The organism is Hymenobacter sp., from assembly GCF_036388155.1.
GTDB lineage: Bacteria > Bacteroidota > Bacteroidia > Cytophagales > Hymenobacteraceae > Hymenobacter.
In genome coordinates, this window is the sequence record NZ_DASVSI010000091.1 from 25,818 (window position 1) to 44,393 (window position 18,576).

Annotated in this window: 15 protein-coding genes; 2 read left to right on the plus strand and 13 right to left on the minus strand. The window is 62.3% G+C overall.

Features of this window, described 5'->3' with window-relative positions:
- Nucleotides 1–170: 170 nt before the first annotated feature.
- The 6 genes from VF629_RS12605 to VF629_RS12630 form a co-directional block, all read right to left on the minus strand.
- On the minus strand, nucleotides 171–3,278 hold the full coding sequence (locus VF629_RS12605) for a DUF6493 family protein (protein ID WP_331058843.1): 3,108 nt from the start codon (nucleotides 3,276–3,278) through the stop codon (nucleotides 171–173).
- Nucleotides 3,279–3,334: 56 nt separating this feature from the next.
- A complete protein-coding gene (locus VF629_RS12610) occupies nucleotides 3,335–4,672 on the minus strand; it encodes an SWIM zinc finger family protein (RefSeq protein ID WP_331058844.1) in 1,338 nt (445 codons plus the stop codon).
- Nucleotides 4,673–4,990: 318 nt separating this feature from the next.
- Nucleotides 4,991–5,911: an FKBP-type peptidyl-prolyl cis-trans isomerase gene (locus tag VF629_RS12615; RefSeq protein ID WP_331058845.1), complete on the minus strand. Its 921-nt coding sequence runs from the start codon at nucleotides 5,909–5,911 to the stop codon at nucleotides 4,991–4,993.
- Nucleotides 5,912–6,022: 111 nt separating this feature from the next.
- Nucleotides 6,023–7,180 carry a serine hydrolase gene (locus VF629_RS12620; RefSeq protein ID WP_331058846.1) on the minus strand — a complete coding sequence of 386 codons (1,158 nt, stop codon included), beginning with the start codon at nucleotides 7,178–7,180 and terminating at the stop codon, nucleotides 6,023–6,025.
- Between the two features lie 205 nt (nucleotides 7,181–7,385).
- Nucleotides 7,386–7,889 (minus strand): FKBP-type peptidyl-prolyl cis-trans isomerase, encoded by a 504-nt coding sequence (locus VF629_RS12625; protein ID WP_331058847.1) that lies wholly within the window; start codon nucleotides 7,887–7,889, stop codon nucleotides 7,386–7,388.
- 92 nt (nucleotides 7,890–7,981) lie between these two features.
- Entirely contained in the window at nucleotides 7,982–10,291 is a 2,310-nt protein-coding gene (locus tag VF629_RS12630; protein WP_331058848.1) for an efflux RND transporter permease subunit, read from the minus strand.
- A 303-nt stretch (nucleotides 10,292–10,594) separates the two neighbouring features.
- Here VF629_RS12630 and VF629_RS12635 point away from each other — a divergent pair, with 303 nt between their 5' ends.
- Complete coding sequence (locus VF629_RS12635; protein WP_331058849.1) at nucleotides 10,595–11,047, plus strand: ankyrin repeat domain-containing protein; 453 nt, start codon at nucleotides 10,595–10,597, stop codon at nucleotides 11,045–11,047.
- Between the two features lie 98 nt (nucleotides 11,048–11,145).
- Nucleotides 11,146–11,358, plus strand: a complete 213-nt coding sequence (locus VF629_RS12640; RefSeq protein ID WP_331058850.1) for a hypothetical protein — start codon at nucleotides 11,146–11,148, stop codon at nucleotides 11,356–11,358.
- A gap of 163 nt (nucleotides 11,359–11,521) precedes the next feature.
- Here VF629_RS12640 and VF629_RS12645 read toward each other — a convergent pair whose 3' ends face one another.
- The 7 genes from VF629_RS12645 to pcaD form a co-directional block, all read right to left on the minus strand.
- Nucleotides 11,522–12,427: a helix-turn-helix transcriptional regulator gene (locus VF629_RS12645; protein WP_331058851.1), complete on the minus strand. Its 906-nt coding sequence runs from the start codon at nucleotides 12,425–12,427 to the stop codon at nucleotides 11,522–11,524.
- A gap of 201 nt (nucleotides 12,428–12,628) precedes the next feature.
- On the minus strand, nucleotides 12,629–13,834 hold the full coding sequence (gene pcaF / locus VF629_RS12650; protein WP_331058852.1) for a 3-oxoadipyl-CoA thiolase: 1,206 nt from the start codon (nucleotides 13,832–13,834) through the stop codon (nucleotides 12,629–12,631).
- Between the two features lie 185 nt (nucleotides 13,835–14,019).
- Nucleotides 14,020–14,331, minus strand: coding sequence for a DUF3861 domain-containing protein (locus VF629_RS12655; protein WP_331058853.1), 312 nt, complete (start codon nucleotides 14,329–14,331; stop codon nucleotides 14,020–14,022).
- A 4-nt stretch (nucleotides 14,332–14,335) separates the two neighbouring features.
- Nucleotides 14,336–15,709: a 3-oxoacid CoA-transferase gene (locus VF629_RS12660; RefSeq protein WP_331058854.1), complete on the minus strand. Its 1,374-nt coding sequence runs from the start codon at nucleotides 15,707–15,709 to the stop codon at nucleotides 14,336–14,338.
- 172 nt (nucleotides 15,710–15,881) lie between these two features.
- Nucleotides 15,882–17,105, minus strand: a complete 1,224-nt coding sequence (locus tag VF629_RS12665; protein WP_331058855.1) for a 4-hydroxybenzoate 3-monooxygenase — start codon at nucleotides 17,103–17,105, stop codon at nucleotides 15,882–15,884.
- A gap of 10 nt (nucleotides 17,106–17,115) precedes the next feature.
- On the minus strand, nucleotides 17,116–17,505 hold the full coding sequence (pcaC, locus tag VF629_RS12670; RefSeq protein ID WP_331058856.1) for a 4-carboxymuconolactone decarboxylase: 390 nt from the start codon (nucleotides 17,503–17,505) through the stop codon (nucleotides 17,116–17,118).
- A gap of 175 nt (nucleotides 17,506–17,680) precedes the next feature.
- Entirely contained in the window at nucleotides 17,681–18,460 is a 780-nt protein-coding gene (gene pcaD / locus VF629_RS12675; protein ID WP_331058857.1) for a 3-oxoadipate enol-lactonase, read from the minus strand.
- Between the last annotated feature and the right edge of the window lie 116 nt (nucleotides 18,461–18,576).

Here is an 18,576-nt window from a genome sequence, read left to right on the forward strand (position 1 = left end):
CGTTGATTGCGCGATTATCAAGGCGTAAACAGAAGGTAAAAGCCCGTCATGCAGAGCGCAGCGAAGCATCTCGCCCGCCACCAGTGATTCTTTTCACCGACTGAATTACTACCACACGCGAGATGCTTCGCTGCGCTCTGCATGACGGGCAGGGGAGCACCAGCATGCTATCAGGCCAGCAAGTGACTCACAGCGACTTTCAGGCTTGCCGACTTTTGCCAGGTCTGCAAGCGGGTGCGGCTGGATGCGGGCAACTCGCGGTGCGTGCGGTCCCGCAAGCCGGCGTAGGCTTCGAGCAGCTGGCGGGTGTTGCGCGGGGCCTCGGCGGGCATCTCTGGCAGCAAGGCGTCAAGCACCTGCCTCAGGGCGTCATCGGTCACTGCATCCACGGCAAGGAGCGTGGCCAGCCCAGTGGCCAGGCGAGGCACTGGCGCGTAGCCAATGGCCAATTGCTGGCCGAGAATGCGCCCCAGCACCGCCGGCAGCAGGCGACCCTCCGCAACGGCCCGCAGCAACACTTCCTGCGCCAAACTGCGGCACAGCGGCGTGTGGTGAATGAGCCCACTGGCCAGCAAGGCCGTTTCGGCCGTTCCCAAAGCCGGGCCCGGGATGAGCAAAGCCCGCAAAGCCAGCGCCACCACGTCGCGCTCAGTGGCTTCGAGGTTGTCGGCCCAGGCGGCGCTGCGCAGCACTTGGTCGTACAGGGGCGTTGCGTGTTGGGGAACTAAGGCCAGCAGGAAGGGTAAATCATCTGCCATAACTGAATTCTGCTCCCAAGACCCGTGTTGGCTTTTGCCAACCGGCGGCGTGTAGAGCAGCAACGGCGAAGGCGGCGCTTCGGGGGCGCCGCTGTCCCAGGCCAACTCCACAAAGCGGTGGGTTCTGATGTGTCCGGGTCGTTCCGGGTCGGGGTATTGGTTTTCGCGCTGCACCACCGCAAACGCGGAGCGCAAGGGCTGGGCTACGCCAGAATAGTCGTAGCCCAACGCAACGGGCAGCGCGGGGAAGCTACCGGCCGGCAATTTCGTGCGGGCCGCCACGGCCCAGAGCTCCGGCATCGCCTCGGCCACGGCGGTTTGCAGGCTGGCCGGCAGCCGCTGGTCGGCCGCACGGGGTAGCGCGGGCAAGGGCTGGTTGGCCGGACCCAGAAACCACTGCAACAGCGCCCGTAGCCCAGCATCGGCCAGGGCGGGTAGCTGCCGCAAGGCCTCGGCAGTTTCGCTTGGATGCGCATGGGGCGTGCGGGCCAGCGCCACGGCCAGGTCGGCGGGAGCGGGCGGAAGGCCGGCCGCCTGGTAAGCCAGCAGCCGGGCCACCAAGGCGCTCGGGGCCACCCAGTGCGGCTGGTGCGTGGGCGTGCTGAGCAGCGGCAGCGCCCGCCGGTCCCGGAGCAGCGACTCGGCCACTAGGTAGCGCTGTTTCTCGATGGCCAGTAGTGGGTGGGGGATTACGTGGGGGCTTTTTAGGTCCGCGCTTTCCACCCGCGCAACCGTGAAGTCGGTGGCCCAGGTGAGCAGCAGCGCCTGCACCATTCCTGCGTGCCCGTAAACGTGCACCGGCTCCCTCAACATGGCTGCTACTTCCGCTTCCGAAGCCTTTTTAATTTCTGGAAACAGCTGTGCCAGGTAGGGCCGTAGCTGCTCGGCAAACGCAGCCGGCCATTGCACGTTCAGGCGCAGCAAGCCATCGAGCCAACGCTCCGTGGCGGCCGGGTCGCGGTGCTGCAGCACCTGCCCCGTGAGGAATAGCAGCTCGTGCCAGTCGGCAACCGGCACGATGGCGGTGGCGGGCGTGAGCTTGGGGATATATTGCCCGGCTGGCGCATAAACGGCCGTTTCCGCCGCCTCATCAATTGGCTCCCAGGTAGTCAGCCAAGCTGCTAGGGCCGTGCGAGCCGGCGCCCCCAGTAGGTCAGCGTGGTAGGCAATGGCGGCCACGGCTGCCGCAGATTCTTCGGCATTAAGCAATGGTTTGGGTGCGGCCAGGAGGCCCGCCAGACCCTTGGCCGCGCGTTCCTGCACAAGGCCATCGGGGTGGGGCAGGGCGGCGGCCAGCAGCTGGGCCACAGCTGGCGCGTGGGCAGCATTCTGCTTTGGTAGCTTTAGTAAGGCCGCCAGCAGCGTGCGCATGCCGGTTTTCAAGTCAGGCCGGATGAGCAAGTTGTCGGCGAACAGCAGGAGCGGGGCCAGAGCAAATTCCGGCTCCGACAACATATCTTTCACTTGCTCGAGGGCAAAATTGACTACCAGCGGTTGGGCGTGGGGAAGCAGTTCCAGTAGCTCGGCTTGTAGGGCCAGCCGCTCGGCGAGGCTCGGTTGCAACGCCAGAAACAAGTTTTTAAACCACGTCAGCAGCGGGCGGCGGAAGTCGCGGCGCAAGGCCAGCAGGCAGCGCGTGAGGATGTCGGCGCGGTCGAGGTGGTAGCCGGAGGAAACAAGGCGTAGGATAATTTCTCGCCACGTTACTCGGGTCCAGACCTTCCGCTCGACCGTCATCGATACGACCGTGTCGAGGTTTACATCAAAATCAAAGAACGATGGGATTGCCCGCTCAACGAAAACAGGACTATCGACTATTCTTTGATAAATAAGGTCTTCAAAGGAAGGAAGTGATTCAGCCTCGGTTTGGAGTAGATTATTGAAACGAGATTTAATTTCATTGAAACTAAGTTTTTGCTCTGAGGTGAGCGCAACCTGGTTGTTTTCGTAACTGCTGAATTGCCGCAGCATACTAGCTTCCGTGCCGTACTTAATCAGAGCTTCGCAGGCTGATGCGGCAACAAAGCGTGGTGAAGGAATAAGAAAGCCGGATTGCTCAAATCCCAGTAACACCTCAAAATCCAGCGGTTGAAGGAATCTGTTTTGAGTGTTATCGCCCAACCATATTTCCAGCCAATTCGGTTTTTGATGAGCAAAGAGGTTGTGAACAATGGCTAGTCGTGCGTCGTGCGGTAAATAGCCTTCGCCACCATGAAACAATAGAGTGGGATTAAGCATAGTCAGCTGATTAGCAAAAGGAGTCGTCAGCGCCTCTTTGCTTGAATACGTGCCAAGACCAGCGAAAAAAAGCATCTCCAATTGCGAGTTGGTACCAGTGCTTCCCCATGTGACGGCCCCTAACTGTCGGTTTTCAGAAAGTTCTTTATTGAGTGTCCGGGTCTTCTCTCGCACGGCCACTACATCCTTCTTTTCCAGGGCCAGCAGGAACGGCACCAACTCCTGGACGCTCTTGTGGCGGATAATCTGCTCAAACTCGTCAACGGCAAGGGCAAGACTCATGAGATTACGGGGTTACTCGGCTAAGGAAAACAGGCTTGAAACGCAGAGCCTGAACCCTACAAAAACCGCATCTGAGCTGCTAGAATGTGCTTGCACGGCCCGCGCTGCCCCTGGTTGCCAGTAAACCAGGGGCAGGTGCAGCGCGGCGGCTCAGAGCCGCCCACCACCACGGTGTGCCACACGCCGGTCCCGCGCACCCGCGCCTCGGTGCGCCCGCCTGCGCCAATGCCCACCAGCTGCACGTCGTCGGACGCTTCGAGCAGGGCGCGGGCGTTTTTCAGCCGGGGGTTTAGCTTCACGATGCGCTCCATCTTGAAGGGCAGGCGGCGGTAGAAGTAGTGGTTTTCGGCCAGGTCGAACCCCAGCAGGCCCATGGCCGAGAGGCTGGCGCACAGCCGGCCCACGGTGTCGGGCGCCAGGTCGTGCTCCATCGCAAACAGCGTCGGGTTGAAAGTCTCATTTCCCCGAAACAGGTTGTTGGCGCCCACAATCCACTCGGCGGGCAGTTCGTCCATCAGCGTGTCGAGCTGGTTGCCTTCGCCCGAAAAACCGCGGTTGACCTCCGCCGACAGGGCCAGCACGAACTCCTGCCCGCCGCCCATGGCCAGCACGAAAGCCGCCGCCTGTCCGTCGGCCGTGCCAAATACCCGCGCGCCCTCGCACAGCGGCAACAGGCCTTCGAGCAGCCGCAGCCGGTGCACGCCGCCCACCCGCACCGCGCCGGCGCTGCCCACCGGCGAAAAGCTCGGCCGGGGCCCGCGCAGCACCAGAAAGAAGTCCGATTTGGCCGTGCCAGCTGGGATGCTTTGCACCAATTGCACGGCCTGCACGCGGGTGAGGGCCATTTTCTCTTCCATCACGGCCAGGTAGCCCTGCACCGCGGTCAGGCCCTTAATCCAGCGCTCGGGCAGGGCCACTTTGCGCTCCGTCACCTTGCCGGCGGCGCGTTCCAGCACCACTTCTTTTTCGCCCACGCTCAGCAGCACCGGCTCGGTGCGCGAGATGCGGGCCAAGGCGTTCACCATCGGCTCGTTGAAGTCAACATTGGTCGTGCCGCTGCTAAGAAACTCGCCATCCAGCGCGTCCGGGCCCAGGTCGAGCCGCGCATACACGCCGTTGCAGGACGAGAAAGCCTCGAACCGCAGCATGCCCGCGCCGGCCGTTACAATGGGGTCGCGCAAGACGGCGCTTTGCGGTACGAAACGCGAGGCCACCACCTTGGCTAATGTGGTTAGCCCACGAGCCGCAAGCCAGGAGTCGCGCAGCCGGCCCCAGAAGAAACAAGAAGCTCCCGCAGGCGCGTCTTCGGCATACGCGGCGAGTGAAAGCGTATTGCCTTCGTGGCTGTGCTTGAGGGCAGAAGGCTGGGCGTAGGCGTAGGCAAAATCTGACATGATGGATGCAGGCGAAAGTTGGAAGTGGAGGCGGCGTGCACTGCTGCTGCCGTAACATCTGCTGCAAACATAAGAGGAAATGCCATAACAATATGCTAAAAATATTGGTACCAATGTAAGTGCTTGACTAAACGACTATTATTTTTAGTAAATCGAATTACTTTTAGGGAAATAGTCGTTGCTAAGTCGTTGGTTAGGTAAGCACTTGCTGTTTGCTAAAGCCGTAACATTACCCACAGATTAAAAAACGCCCCCGGCCTTCGCACGGGTGCGAAGGCCGGGGGCGCTGCAAAAGGAAAGCGCGTGCTAGCTCGTGAATTACTGTATGTCGACCAGTTCCACTTCAAACCGAAGCACCGTGTTGGGGGCGATGCTGGTGCCGACGCCCCTGGGGCCGTAAGCCTGGCCAGAGGGAATGAGGACTTCCGCCTTCTCACCCTTGCGCATTAGTTTGATGCCCTCCTCAAAGCCAGGAATGACCTGATTGCGGCCAATGACAAACTTCAAGGGGGTGTTTCCCTGCTTGGCGGAAGAGTCGAAAATGGTGCCCGCGGCGTCGAGCAGCCGGCCAGTGTAAAGCACCGAAACCGTGGTGCCCGCGGCGGGGAGCGCAGCCGCCGGGTTGGTCGTGACGGGCAGGAGATACACCCCGGAGGGTTGTTTTTGAGCGGTGGTGATGTTTTTATCGGTCAGGTACTTCGTAATGAGGGCATCATCTACCGCTTTGAAGTCCACCACCTCGACCTCGAAGCGTATCACGGCGTTCGCGGGAATGCCCGTAGCGCCCCTCGACCCGTACGCCAGAGCGGAAGGAATGATGAGTTCGGCCTTGTCGCCAATGTTCATCAACGCAATGCCGGCCTCGAAGCCCGGAATCAATTGGTTGGCTCCCACCACGAAGGTGACGGGTACGTTGTTGTACTTGGCAGAAGCATCGAACACCGTGCCGGAGGCATCGAGCAAACGCCCCGTGTACAGCACCGACGCGTAAGAGCCCACGGTAACCTTCGCGCCGTTGGGATTCTTGGAGATGGGCTGAAAATAAAAGCCCGAGGGCTGTTTCACCGCCGTAGTGATGTTGTTATCGGCCAGGTATTTTTTGATGATTTCATCATCAATGCCGCTGTAATCCTTGATTTCGGGGTCGTCCTTGCGGCAAGACGTGGTGAAAAGGGAAGCCGCTACTAAAGCGACCAAGTAGAAAAAACGAAACGCTACTCGGTAAACGGGGATGGTCATGGGGTGATTCTTAATGTAAGAGGGAGAAGTTCAGTAGGAGGGGTGCGCAAGTGGGTTCCACATAAGCAAATAAGGTGCCCGCCGGTTCCCCGGTTGCCCGGACCCAGGTGGCTATTTCAGGGCAGCCAGCACGCGCTTAATCAGCTCATTAGGGTTGCCATTGTGCCAGCGCCACACCACCACCACATCGTGTTCGGGGTCGACCCATATGGTGTTCTGGCCGGCGCCCAGGGCGGCGTAGCTCGTGGCCGGGGCATCGGGCCAGGCTTTTTGCTCGGTGTTGAGCCACCAGAGGTAGCCGTAGTCGGGGCCAACGGGGCCGCGGGTAGTGGCTTGCTTCACCCAGGCCGAAGACACCAGCTGGCGCCGGCCCCAGCGCCCCTGCCGAAGCATGAGGTAGCCGAACCGGGCTTCGTCGCGCGCGTTGATGACCAGCCCGCCGCCCCAGCGCGTGCCCCCGCTCACCGAAGGCATCGCCTTGCCCTTGACCGTGGCCACGGCGTTGGGGTAGGGCACCCACCGCCACGAGCCGGACGCCCCAATGGGGTCCATGACCTCTTTTTTCAATACCTCGGGCAACGGCTTTTGCCAGACGCGCAACAACGACAGGGCCAGGCGGTTGACGCGCACGTCGTTGTATTCGTAGTAACTGCCGGGGGCTTGCAACGCGCGGGGCTTGCGCTCGCCCTTGCCAAAGGCTTCGCGGCCGATGAAATTGGCGTTTTTGCCCCACAGCTCGCCTTCCCATTCGCTGGTTTGGCGGGCGTGGTGCTCCCAGGTTATCAGGCGGTTGTGTTCCGAGTCGTAGCCTCCGTCCTTGACGTAGTTGGCCACCGGGTCGTGGACGTCCTTGATGAGGCCGCGGTCGATGGAAATGCCCAGAATGGTGGCCAGAAAGCTCTTGGCCGCGCTGTAGGTGGGGTCCGGTCGCTGGGTGTCGCCCCACTCGGCCACAATGTAGCCGTGGCGCAGGACCAGGCCGTTGGTCGCGGCGCGGCTGGTGGGCATGGGCCCGAGCAGCTTGCCAAAAATCTCCTCCTGCGTGGAGAAATTGGGCGTCATTTGGGTCGTTTCCTGGGTGCGGGCAAAGGCCACGGCCGAGTCGAGGCGGGCCGCATCGAAGCCGGCTTCGGCGGGCGTTTGGTGCTGCCAGGCGTCGCCGGCCGCCGGGAAATAAGCCGCCTGAGCAGCAATGCCTGGTGCCGAAGTGGGCTGGCGGGTGCAAGCCAACGCGGGCAGCAAAACGACGAGCAGGTATTTGCGAAGCATAGCAGAGTAAAGCAGGCGCAGGCGAGGCGCTTTCCTCGTGGAAATTTATCGAAAGTAGTACCCCGTGGTTTTATCCCAACCAGCAAGACCCGCGCAGTTCCGCTGCTACCAAAGCAGCTGCGCTCGCCCGAAATGGCCGTAAAAAAACCGGGAGGTAGCTGTGCCGCCACCTCCCGGATGTTGGAGTCTTCTGATTCCGCAAGTTTTAGCGCACGTCGACTAATTCCACTTCAAAGCGCAAAACGGCGTTTTTGGGGATGGCACCCGGTGCGCCCCGCTCGCCGTAGCCCAAGGCCGAGGGGATGAGCAGCACGGCCTTTTCGCCTTTGCGCATCAGGGCAATGCCTTCGTCCCAGCCCTGAATTACCTGGCCCTGGCCCAGCACAAAATCGAAGGGCGTGTTGCCCCGCCGCGAGGTGGCGTCAAACACGGTGCCGTCCATTAACGCGCCGGTGTAGAGCACCGAAACGGTTTTGCCGGCTACGGCTTTGGTACCGGTTGGGACCGACGAAACCGGCACGTAGTAGAGGCCCGAGCCCTGGCGCTGAGCATCGGATATGTTGTTTTTAGCGATGTAATCCTTGATGATGTTCTCATCAATTTTAACGTAGTCTTTGTCTTTATCGCAGGCTGACAAGAACAGCGCGCCGGCGCTCAGCAGCACCAGAAAAAAAGACCGAAACCTAGCCGCAGCAAAAGAAATATTCATAGGGTGTTTTTTCTAAAATTAAGGCATTATCGCTGAATAATTCGAGGGTGCTAACCAACGAAGGCGGTCCCCTTGCCGGTGCTGGGAGTGGTTCAAGGCTGTTCCAACACGGGCACCGTGGCGGGCACGGGCTTGCGCTTGTAGAAGTACAGAATCAGCAGCGGGAGCAGCGTGAGCTCGGCCACTACGCCGAACAGCAGGGTCAGGCCAATGAGCAAGCCCACGTAAAAAGTGCCGTCGAACTTGGAGAACAGCAGCGTGCTGAAGCCGCCCACCAAGATGAGGGAGGTGGTGATGACGGCCTTGCCGGCCAGCAAATACGTGCGCCGGACGGCCTTGAAAATGTCGGGCTCTTTGCCCAGGGTGAGGCGCAGCTTGCTGATGAAGTGAATGGTGTCGTCGACGGCAATGCCAAAGGCAATGGTGAAGATGATGCTGGTGCTCACTTTCATGTTGACGCCAGCCAGGCCCATCACGCCCGCCACAATGATGATGGGCAGCAAGTTGGGGATGAGCACGACGATGGTCATGCGCACCGACTTGAACAGGGCCAGCACGATGAGCGTGACCATGAGCACGTCGATGGCCATGCCCTGAATCATGTTCAGGGTCAGGTTTTCGTTATTTTTGTCGATGAGGTTGGACGAGCCCGTGAGTCGCGTGGTGAGCACCGTGCTGTCGACGGTGCTGCGCAAATGGCGGCGCAGTTCGGCGTTCAAAGCGTCGGCCCGGACGCTGCCCACGTCGGCCATGCGGCCGGTGAGCCGCCCGGCCGAGCCATCGGGCAGGGCCAGGGCGCTGAACTCGGCTTTTTTGCGGAACAGGCGCAGCTTGCTGCGCAGGCGCGCTAGTTCGACGGTGTCGGCGGGCAGGCGGTACTCGGCCAGTCCGCCGCCGTTTAGGGCCTTGCGCACCGACTTCACCAACGTGACGGGCGAGGCGGCAAAGCGCAGGCCGTAGGTGTCCTGTAAATACTTCTCGATGCGCTCGGTTTCCCGGAGCACGGCCAGGTCGTAGATGTCGCGGCCGGGCGCCGGCTTCAGCTCCAGCTCGAAGGGGCGCACGCCGGCAAACTGACGGTCGAAAAAGGCGAAATCCTGCCGCACGGGGTCGCTTTTCGACAAATCATCGAGCAGGGACGAGTTGATGCGTACCCGCGTGCTCAGCCCAATGGCCGTGGCCAGCACCAGCCCGCTGACGGTGAAAATCAGCCGGCGGCGCAGCAGCACCGTGCGAAACAAGCGGCCCAACACGCCGTCCCAGTTGTGGCCCTGGCGCCGCGGCTCGCGCAGCTGGGGCTTGCCCAGCAGCACCAGCATGGCCGGCAGCAGCGTGAAGCTGAGCACAAACGCCAGGATGACGGCAATGCCGGTGAACAGGCCGAAGTTGTGAATGGGCCGGATGGTGCTGGTCATCAGCGTGAAAAAGCCCAGGCTGGTGGTAAGCGCCGACAGCCCCGAGCCAAACCCCGACTCCTTAATGGTGACGCGCAGCGCGTCTCGTTTGCTGGCGCCGTAGCCCAACTCGCTCACGTAGCGGCTGATGATGTGGATGGTGTCGGACATGCCCACCACAAAGAGCATGAGCGGGAGCAAGGCCGTCATCAAATCAATGCTCACCCCAAAGGCCGACATCAGCCCCAGGCCCCACAGAATGGTGCCCAGCACCACAATGAGCGGCAGCACCACGCCCCACCACGTGCGAAACGTGAGCCACAAGAGCCCCGTGACCAGCAGCACCGACAAAGACATGAACACGACCAGCTCCCATTTCAGGCGGTCGACAAACACGGACTGGGCCACCACTTTGCCGGCAAAATGCACCCGCTCTTCGGGCAAGCCCAGGCGGGCCAGGCCGGCGTGCAGGGCCGCAAAGAGGGAGTCGCCGGGCGGCTTCTTTAGGTCGGGGGTGAGCTGCAGCACCAGGGCCACCGCCCGCGCATCGGGGCTGAACACGTTGCCCACCAGGCCGGGGGTGCGGTATATCAGCGTGGAGTCGTCGGCGCGTTGGGTGGGGTTGCTCTGGTATTGGTCGGCGTGCAGGTAGGGCAGGCTGAAAACGCCCAGGCCCTCGACCACGGTGTTGGCCAGGGTGGTGGGGGAGGCGACTTGCAACACGTGGCGCTGGCGGCGCGCCAGCTGCGTGAGCGAATCTATTTGCCTGAGAAAGGCAGGGTCGAAGGCGGTTTTGCCGGGCGGCGCTTCCACGCCCAGCAGCAGGTAGTCGTTGTCGTTGCCGAAGCGTTGGGTGTAGCCCTGGTAGTAGTCCAGGTCGGGGTCGCCGGCGGGGTAGAAATCGTTGAAATTGTAGTTGAAACGCAGCTGGGCGACAAAGTACCCGCTCAACGCGGTGAGCAGGCCCAGCACGAGCAGGGTAAGTTGGGCAATACGGCGAAGGGACATGGAAAGGCGCTCGCAGACGCGGGCGTCTGCATCATCAATTCGGCGACGTAGTCTGGCTTTCGGAACGGCTCCGGGCCCTGGGGTGTCGCAGGTATCAGCAACGCTTCGATTTCGGCAATTGTTTCGGCGGCTCGCTCATCGGTTGCGTCACGACGGGTGCAACACCGCGGCGGTCGGGCCCGGCCGTATTACTTTTTTTACACGGACTACTAATTATAGTAGGAGGTCGTTTATCGGCGTGGAAGCAGGTCGGAAGCCGCCCATCTTTATGGTTTATTTCACCAAAAAGAATTGGTTTCCCTTATGAAAAGAGCTCTATTCTTTACTGCTGCCCTCTACTGCCTCATCTGCGCTGCCCACGCCCAAACGCCTAGCCGCGACTTGTCGAAAGCCGTCCTGAAAAACAATGCCGCCGCTGCCGAAACGCTGCTCAGCGCCGGCGCCAACCCCAACGCCGCCATTGAAGTGGTGCCCGGCTTCCCGACGACCTACCTCATCACGGCCGCTTCCAACAACAGCCTCGACCTGGTGAAGCTGCTTCTCCGGCACAAGGCCCTGGTAAACCAGCCCGACGGCTTCAAAGCCACGGCCCTGATGGCCGCCGCCGGCAAAGGCAACAAGGCCATGGTGGAGCTGCTGCTGGCCAGCGGCGCCGATGTGCGGGCCAAGGACGACGACGGCAAAGACGCTCTCGCCCTGGCCCGGGAAAATGGCAGCGCAGAAGTCATCGCCCTGCTGGAGCAGAAAGTGAAATAGCCCGCTCCTTGCCGCTAACAAGCGGTGACTCTGCTGTATATTAGGGCCAACTAACGGGCCCATTTCCGCGGTCTATCCTCCTCATACCTGCATTTATCATGAAAAAATCCCTGCTCGCCCTCGCCCTGTTTGCCTTCGCTGGCACCACCGCTTTTGCCCACGACGGCCACGACAAAGACGGCAAAAAAGGTAAGAAAGAGTCTTGCTCGACTTCCAAGAGCATGGCCGGCGGTGCCTGTTGCATGAAAAAAGACACCAAAACGGCCGCTGTGAAGCCCGCCGTGAAAGCACCCGCCACGGTGAAGCTGTAGGCGTTATTGGCCACGGCCATTCCCTAATAAAACATAAAGCCGCCTCAGCAATGAGGCGGCTTTTTTGATGGGGGCTACGCGCTTCCAACTAACCAGACCAAGCCCATCTTACAAATTGTCACGCGCATCAATGCTCCTCAAAAAATCTGCTTTTCCAGCTCCTTCAACTCCTTTTGTACTCCTTGGGCGTGCTGCCGGTCTGGCTTCGGAAAAAGCGGCTGAAGCTGCTTTGGTCGCTCTTGCCGAGCTTGTAGCTTATCTCGTTGATGGTCAAGTCGGTCTGTTTGAGCAGGGTTTTGGTTTCGAGCACGAGCATGTCATCGAGGATGCTTTGGGCCGACTTGCCGGTGATGGCCTTTACGCACTTGTTGAGGTGGTTGGGCGACACGGCCAGGTGGCCGGCGTAGGCGGCCACGGTTTGCATCTCGTAGATGTGCTGGGTTAGCGCATTTTTGTACAGCTCCAGAATGCGGCCGGCGGAGTTCAGCACCGGCTTTTCCGCGGGGTTGGCGTGGCGCTTCAGCTCGGCAAACAAAGCCAGCAAGTAGGCCCGGATGATGTCCAGCTTGTCGGGCGCGTCGCTGTGGTATTCGGCTTCGAGGCGGTCCAGGATGGCCAGGGCGGTGGTTCGGGTGGCGGCCGATACGTGCACCAGCGGGTTGCCCGTAAACTGCAGAAACGGCAGCGCTTGCAGCACGTGCAGCGGCACGAAGTTCCGGAACACCAAGTCGAGGTCGAAATGGCAATAAAAGCCCGTCACGTCGGCGCTCATGAACTCGTGCGTCGTGATGTGGTAGGCGGGCAAAAAGAAAAACGTATTTTCCTCCACCAGAAAGCCATCCAGCCCCTTGCTGCGGCCGGTGCTGCCGCCGGTGAGGAAGATGAAGTCGTGCACCGTCTTGCGATGCGGCGGCAGCGGAAACAGCATGTGGTCGATGTACTGCTCCAACCGGTTGACGTGGAAAATGTCGTGAATGGGCAGGTTTTCGGGCTGCCATTCGGACACGGCTAGGAAGTGGTGCGCCGCGAGGCCCGCCGCAGTCAGCAAGGGTACTTGTTCCACTTTCATACGCACGCAACTAGCAGCAATGGTTTCTGTATGAGTACTTCACCCATCCCCTCATCCTCATCTGGCGTCCGCGCAGCGAAGGACCTTCCCACGTTGGCGACGAGCTGGATGGCTCAAGACGTTCTCACGAAATACGGTCCTTCGCTGCGTACAGGATGACAGGAGGAAGGAAAACGGGTGTACAGAAACTGAAATTACGCGCTACACCCGCTCAATAATCACGGCGTAGCCTTGCCCCACGCCAACGCACATCGTCACCAGCGCGTAGCGCTTCTGTTGCTTGTGCAGCTCCAGAGCGGCGGTGTTCAGGATGCGGGCGCCGCTCATGCCCAGCGGGTGGCCCAGCGCGGTGGCCCCGCCGTTGGGGTTGATGCGCGGGTCGTCGCCGCTCAATCCCAGCCCGCGGATGCAGGCCAACGCCTGCGCCGCAAAGGCTTCGTTGAACTCAATCAGGTCAACCTGGTCGAGCGTTAGGCCGGCCTTCTTCAAGGCCAGCTGCGTGGCCGGCACCGGCCCGATGCCCATGAAGCGCGGCTCGACGCCCGCCACGCCCATGCTCACGATGCGGGCGCGGGGCGTGAGGCCGTGCGTTTTGAGGCCTGCTTCCGAGGCCAGCAGCAGGGCCGCCGCGCCGTCGTTCAGGCCCGAGGAGTTGCCGGCGGTCACGCTGCCGGTTTTGCGGAAAGCCGGCCGCAGCTTGGCCAGGCCGTCCAGGGTGGTGTTGGCTTTGATGAACTCGTCGTGCTCGAACAACACGGGCTCGCCCTTGCGCTGCGGAATGGGCACGGCCACGATTTCCTCGGCAAAGCGGCCGGAGTCGCGGGCCCGGGCGGCCCGCTGGTGCGAGTCGTACGCAAACCGGTCCTGGTCTTCGCGGCTGATGCGGTCGCGCTCGGCCAGGTTTTCGGCGGTTTCGCCCATGGCGTCGGTGCCGTAGAGCTCCTCCATCCTGGGGTTGACGAAGCGCCACCCGAAGCTGGAATCGGCCATTTGGGAGTCGCGCCCAAAGGCGGCGCTGGCCTTGGAAATGACCAGCGGCCCCCGGGTCATGTTTTCCACGCCCCCAGAAATAAACAGGTCGCCGTCGCCGCACTGAATGGCGCGGGCCGCCGCCATGCTGGCCGAAAGGCCCGAGGCGCAAAGCCGATTCACGGTTTCGCCGGGGACGGAAGGGGGCAGGCCGGCCAGGAGCAGGGCCATGCGCGCCACGTTGCGGTTGTCTTCGCCGGCCTGGTTGGCGCAGCCCAAGATTACGTCGGCCACCGCAGCCGGGTCAGCCGTGGGGTTGCGGCGCAGCAACTCTTGCAGCACCAGGGCCGCCATGTCGTCGGGCCGTACCGGGGCCAGGCTGCCGCCAAAGTTGCCAATCGGCGTGCGGATGCCATCCACTAGATAAGCTTGGTTCATGGGGAAGGGACTAGAAGGACGTTACGTGGCCTGTTTTGGTATTGAACACGCCGCTCAAGTTGTCATACCGAATGTAGACCGGTCATGCTGAGCGCAGCCGAAGCATCTCGCCCGCTTCGTTTAGTTAGTATTGCGGTAGAGATGCTTCGACAAGCTCAGCATGACCGTTCTGTTTGAGGCGTTGACTACTCTGACGCCGGTTTTCCTCCGTTTTTAAGCTGCTTCATGAATTCGCTGAAAGCTGGCCGGAACTCCGCGAAGAGCGGGTGCTCACGGTTTTTGAGCATCACTTCGCCAAAGAGCTTCAGGCCGATGGCGAACTCGGTGGCCTGGCCCGGCGTGGCGAAAAGCTGACGGCCTTCCAGGCGCTCAATGATTTGAAAGATGTCGTCGTGGTTGTCGAAGTTTAGCTCCAGCGGGGCGTGGGTGGGCTGCTCAGGCGCGGCCGGAGCCAGGTGTTCGAGGCGGAGGCGGTAGTGGTGGGCGCGTTTGGCCATGATGCTAGGCCACAGAGGGCGTGAGAACCGATTCACGAAGCAGCTCTTCGAAGTGGGCGCTGGTCTTGGCCCGCACCTCTTCGAGCGTTGCGCCGGGCATCAGCTCAGTTAAAATTAGCCGGCCTTGTTCGTAGGCGAAGACAGCCAGCTCGGTAATCACCAGGTCGACGGCGCCGTAGGCCGTGACCGGCAGGGCGCAGGCCGGGACGATTTTGGAGCTGCCGTCGGGGTTGGTGTGGGTGAGGGTGATGATGAGTTTTTTGGCGCCCGAGGCCAGGTCCATGGCCCCGCCCACGCCCAGCAGGGGCTTGCCGGGCACGGCCCAGTTGGCCAGGTTAGCGGCTTCGTCCACCTCCAGGCCGCCCATGATGGCGGCGTCGACGTGCCGGCCGCGTATCATGCCGAACGACTCGGCGCTGTCGAAGTAGCTGCTGCCGGGCAGGGCCGTGACCGGAATCTTGCCGGCGTTCACCGGGTAATGCATCGCGCCCCCGCCGTCGGCCGGGGCGGGGCCCACGCCCAGCATGCCGTTTTCGGTGTGCAGCAGGAGGCCGTGGGCGGGCGTGATGAGGTCGGCCACCAGCGTGGGAATGCCGATGCCCAGGTTCACGACGTCGCCGGGGCGCAGCTCGGCCAGGGCGCGGCGGGCCATGTTCAGGCGCGGCTCGTCTACGCGCTTGGCCGTGCCCACGGCGGCGGAAGAGCCCAAGTCTTCTGCGGTGAGGTGGGCCAGCACGAGGTAGTCGACGAAGCAGCCGGGCGTGTGAATCTGGTTGGGGTCCAGCGCGCCCACGGGCACAATTTCCTCTACTTCGGCCACCACGAGGTCGGCCGCCGTGGCCATGGCACGGTTGAAATTCTGCTCGGTGAGGCGGTAGGTAAGGTTGCCGGCCGTGTCGGCTCGCCAGGCCCGGATGAACGCCACGTTGCCCCGGATGCCCTTCACAAACACCTGCTCCACGCCATCGAGCAGCTTGGTTTCCTGGCCTTCGGCAATGAGCGTGCCGGCCGCCGTGGGCGTGTAGAACCCGCCAATACCCGCTCCGCCGGCCCGAATGGCCTCCGCCAGCGAGCCCTGCGGCAGCAGCTCGTACTCCACCGCGCCGGACTGGGCCGCCTTCACGGCGTCGGGGTTGCTGGTGAAGAATGAGCCCACCATTTTCCGGATTTGCCCGTTGCGCAGCAGCCGCCCTCCCCCAATGCCCGGCTCGCCCACGTTGTTGCCGATGAAGGTGAGGTTTCGGGTGGCGGTTTCGGCCAGGGCGTGCATGAGGTGCACGGGGTTGCCCGTCATCCCGAAACCGCCCTGGAGCAGCGTGTCGCCGTCTTTCACCAGGGCGGCGGCTTCGGCGAGGGTAAGTTGAGGTACCGTTTTCATGGGGTGGGTTTTGATGTTATTCTTCTAGCGGGTCGCCTTACGCGTGAACCTCACCCCCTAGCCCCCTCTCCAAAAAAGAGGGGGAACTAGCTCTAGAATTAGACTAAATTTTAGAGCTAAGGCTAAAAACTAGTTCCCCCTCTTTTTTGGAGAGGGGGCTAGGGGGTGAGGTTCACGCGAGGGCTACCCCTTCGCTCGCCCGGTGCGAGGCCATGCCCACGTAGTTTTCCGCGAGCACCCGGGAGGCGGCTTCGCAGGTCGTGAGCAGGTCGAAGCGGGACTGCTGCAGGTATTGGTCGAAAGCCGGCTTGCCGGGCAGCAGGTGCAGCATTTCGGTCATGTAGTTGGAGAATTCCTGCACCCGCCACACCCGGCGCATGCAGGCGGCCGAGTAGCCGCGCAGCAAGGCATCGTCCCCGTCCTGGTAGTGGGCGCGCAGGGCGTCGAACAGGTTTTTGGTGTCGGCCACGGCCATGTTGAGGCCCTTGCCGCCGGTGGGCGGCACGATGTGGGCCGCGTCGCCGGCCAAGAACAGGCGCTCGTACTGCATGGGCTCGGTCACGAAGGAGCGCATGGGGGTGATGGTTTTTTCAAGGATGGGGCCTTCTTGCAAGGTCCAGCCCGCGGTGCCCAGCCGCTGGTGCAGCTCGGCCCAGATGCGGGCGTCGGGCCAGTCGTCCACGGTGTCGGCAGGGTCGCACTGCACGTAGAGGCGGCTGATTTCGCTGGAACGCATGCTGTGCAGGGCGAAGCCGCGCTCGTGGAAGGCGTAAATCAGCTCGTCGGTGCTCGGGGCCACGCGCGCCAGGATGCCCAGCCAGCAGTAGGGGTACACCTTGTCGTAGGTCTTGAAAAAGCCCGCCGGCGCCGCCTGCCGCGCAATGCCGTGGAAGCCGTCGCAGCCGGCCACGAAGTCGCATTCCAGCGCCAGCGCCTCGCCCTGATAGGTATAATGAATAGTGGGTGAGTCGGTTTCCAGGCCCTCAATCCGGGTGGCGTCGGCCTCAAACAAGATGGTGCCCCCGGTGTCCAGCCGCCGGGCAATGAGGTCTTTGATGACTTCGGGCTGGGCGTAGATGGTGACGTGGGCGCCGCCCGTGAGCTCGGCGAGGGCCACGCGGTGGCGCTGGCCGTTGTAGCTCAGCAGCACGCCGTCGTGCACCAGGCCCTGGCGGTCGAGGCGGGCAGCGGCGCCGGCTTCGCGCAGCAGGTCCACGGTGTTTTGTTCGAGCAAGCCGGCGCGCTGCCGGGTTTCGACGCGCTGGCGGCTGCGGTTTTCCAGCACCACCGACGAGATGCCCTGCTGGTGCAGCAGCTGCGACAAAAGCAGCCCGGCCGGCCCCGCCCCAATAATGCCGACCTGCGTGCGTCGGGGCTGCGAAGTGGAAGTTTTCATGTTCGAGCGCTCACTTAAAATCAATTCCCAATTCCACAAACACCCGCTCGGCCGCGTGGTAGGCCCCATTGGCCGCTGGCAGCCCGCAGTAGATGCCGCTTTGCAGCAGCACTTCCTTGATTTCGGCCACCGTGACGCCGTTGTGCAAGGCCGCCCGCACGTGCATCCGGAATTCTTCTTCGCGATTGAGGGCGATGAGCATGGCGAGGGTAATGAGGCTGCGCTCGCGCCGGGCCAGCTCCGGCCGGGTCCAGACTTCGCCCCAGGCGTAGCGGGTGATGAAGTGCTGAAAGTCCCCGTTGAAGGCGTTGACATTGCCAGCCGTCCGGTCAACGTGCGCATCGCCCAGCACCTGGCGGCGCACCGTCATGCCGGCCTCGTAAGTTTCGTCCTGGTTCATGGGAGGGAGGGTAGGGTTAGTGGGCCGCTTTGCTGCTTGCTAGGCCGTCATGCTGAGCTTGTCGAAGCATCTCTACCGCTTCGTTGCAATGACTTTGTTTACTGCTGCGGTAGAGATGCTTCGACAAGCTCAGCATGACGGCCTTTTTTTGTTATTAATTCTGATAATCAATGGCTTAATGCAGAAAAAAGCGCAACAGCGCGCCGGTGAACATGGGCGCGGCCTCCACGTTGGCGAGGTGGGCGGCGGGCAGGGGCAGCAGGTGCGCGTGGGGGATGTGCGTTTCCAGAAACTCGCCATCGGCCACGGTCGTCACGCAGTCGTGGGTGCCGGCCAGCACGTAGGTGGGCACCGAAATGCGGCGCACCGCTTGCCAGAAATCGGCGTCGCGCACGGCCGCGCAGCAGGCCACGTAGCCGGCCGCCGACGTGGCGCTAAAGCAGCTCAGGACGCGTTGCACGGCGGCGGGCTGGCTCTGCCGGAACTTTGGGGTGAACCAGCGGCCGGCCGTGGCATCGACTAGCCCGCCCAAGCCTTCTGCTTCCACTTGGGCAATGCGGGCGTTCCAGGTTTCGGCCGTGCCGATTTTGGCGGCCGTGTTGCTCAGCACCAGCTTGTGGAGCCGCTCGGGGGCGTGAATGCCCAGCCATTGCCCGGTAAGGCCGCCCAAGGAGAGCCCGCAGAAATGAGCCTGCCGGATGCCCAGCCCGTCGAGCAGGGCCAGGACGTCCTGCCCCAGCTGGGCCACCGAGTAGGGCCCCGGCGACACCGAGCTGCGGCCGTGCCCCCGAGTGTCGTAGCACAGCACCTGGAAGTGAGCCGCCAGCGCCAGCAGCTGGGCGTCCCACATGGTGTGGTTGGTGCCCAAGGAGTTGGACAGCACCACCACCGGCGCCCCCGCCGGGCCGCTGAGCGCATAGTACAAGTCGCCGGTGGGAGTGGATAGCAGTGGCATGGAAGGTTAGTTGTTGGTTGTTCGTTATTGGTTGTCGGTTGTCGGTTTTCGGTACCCGACCAGACCGTCATGCCGAGCGCAGCCGAGGCATCTCGCCCGCTTCGTCCTCACGGTTG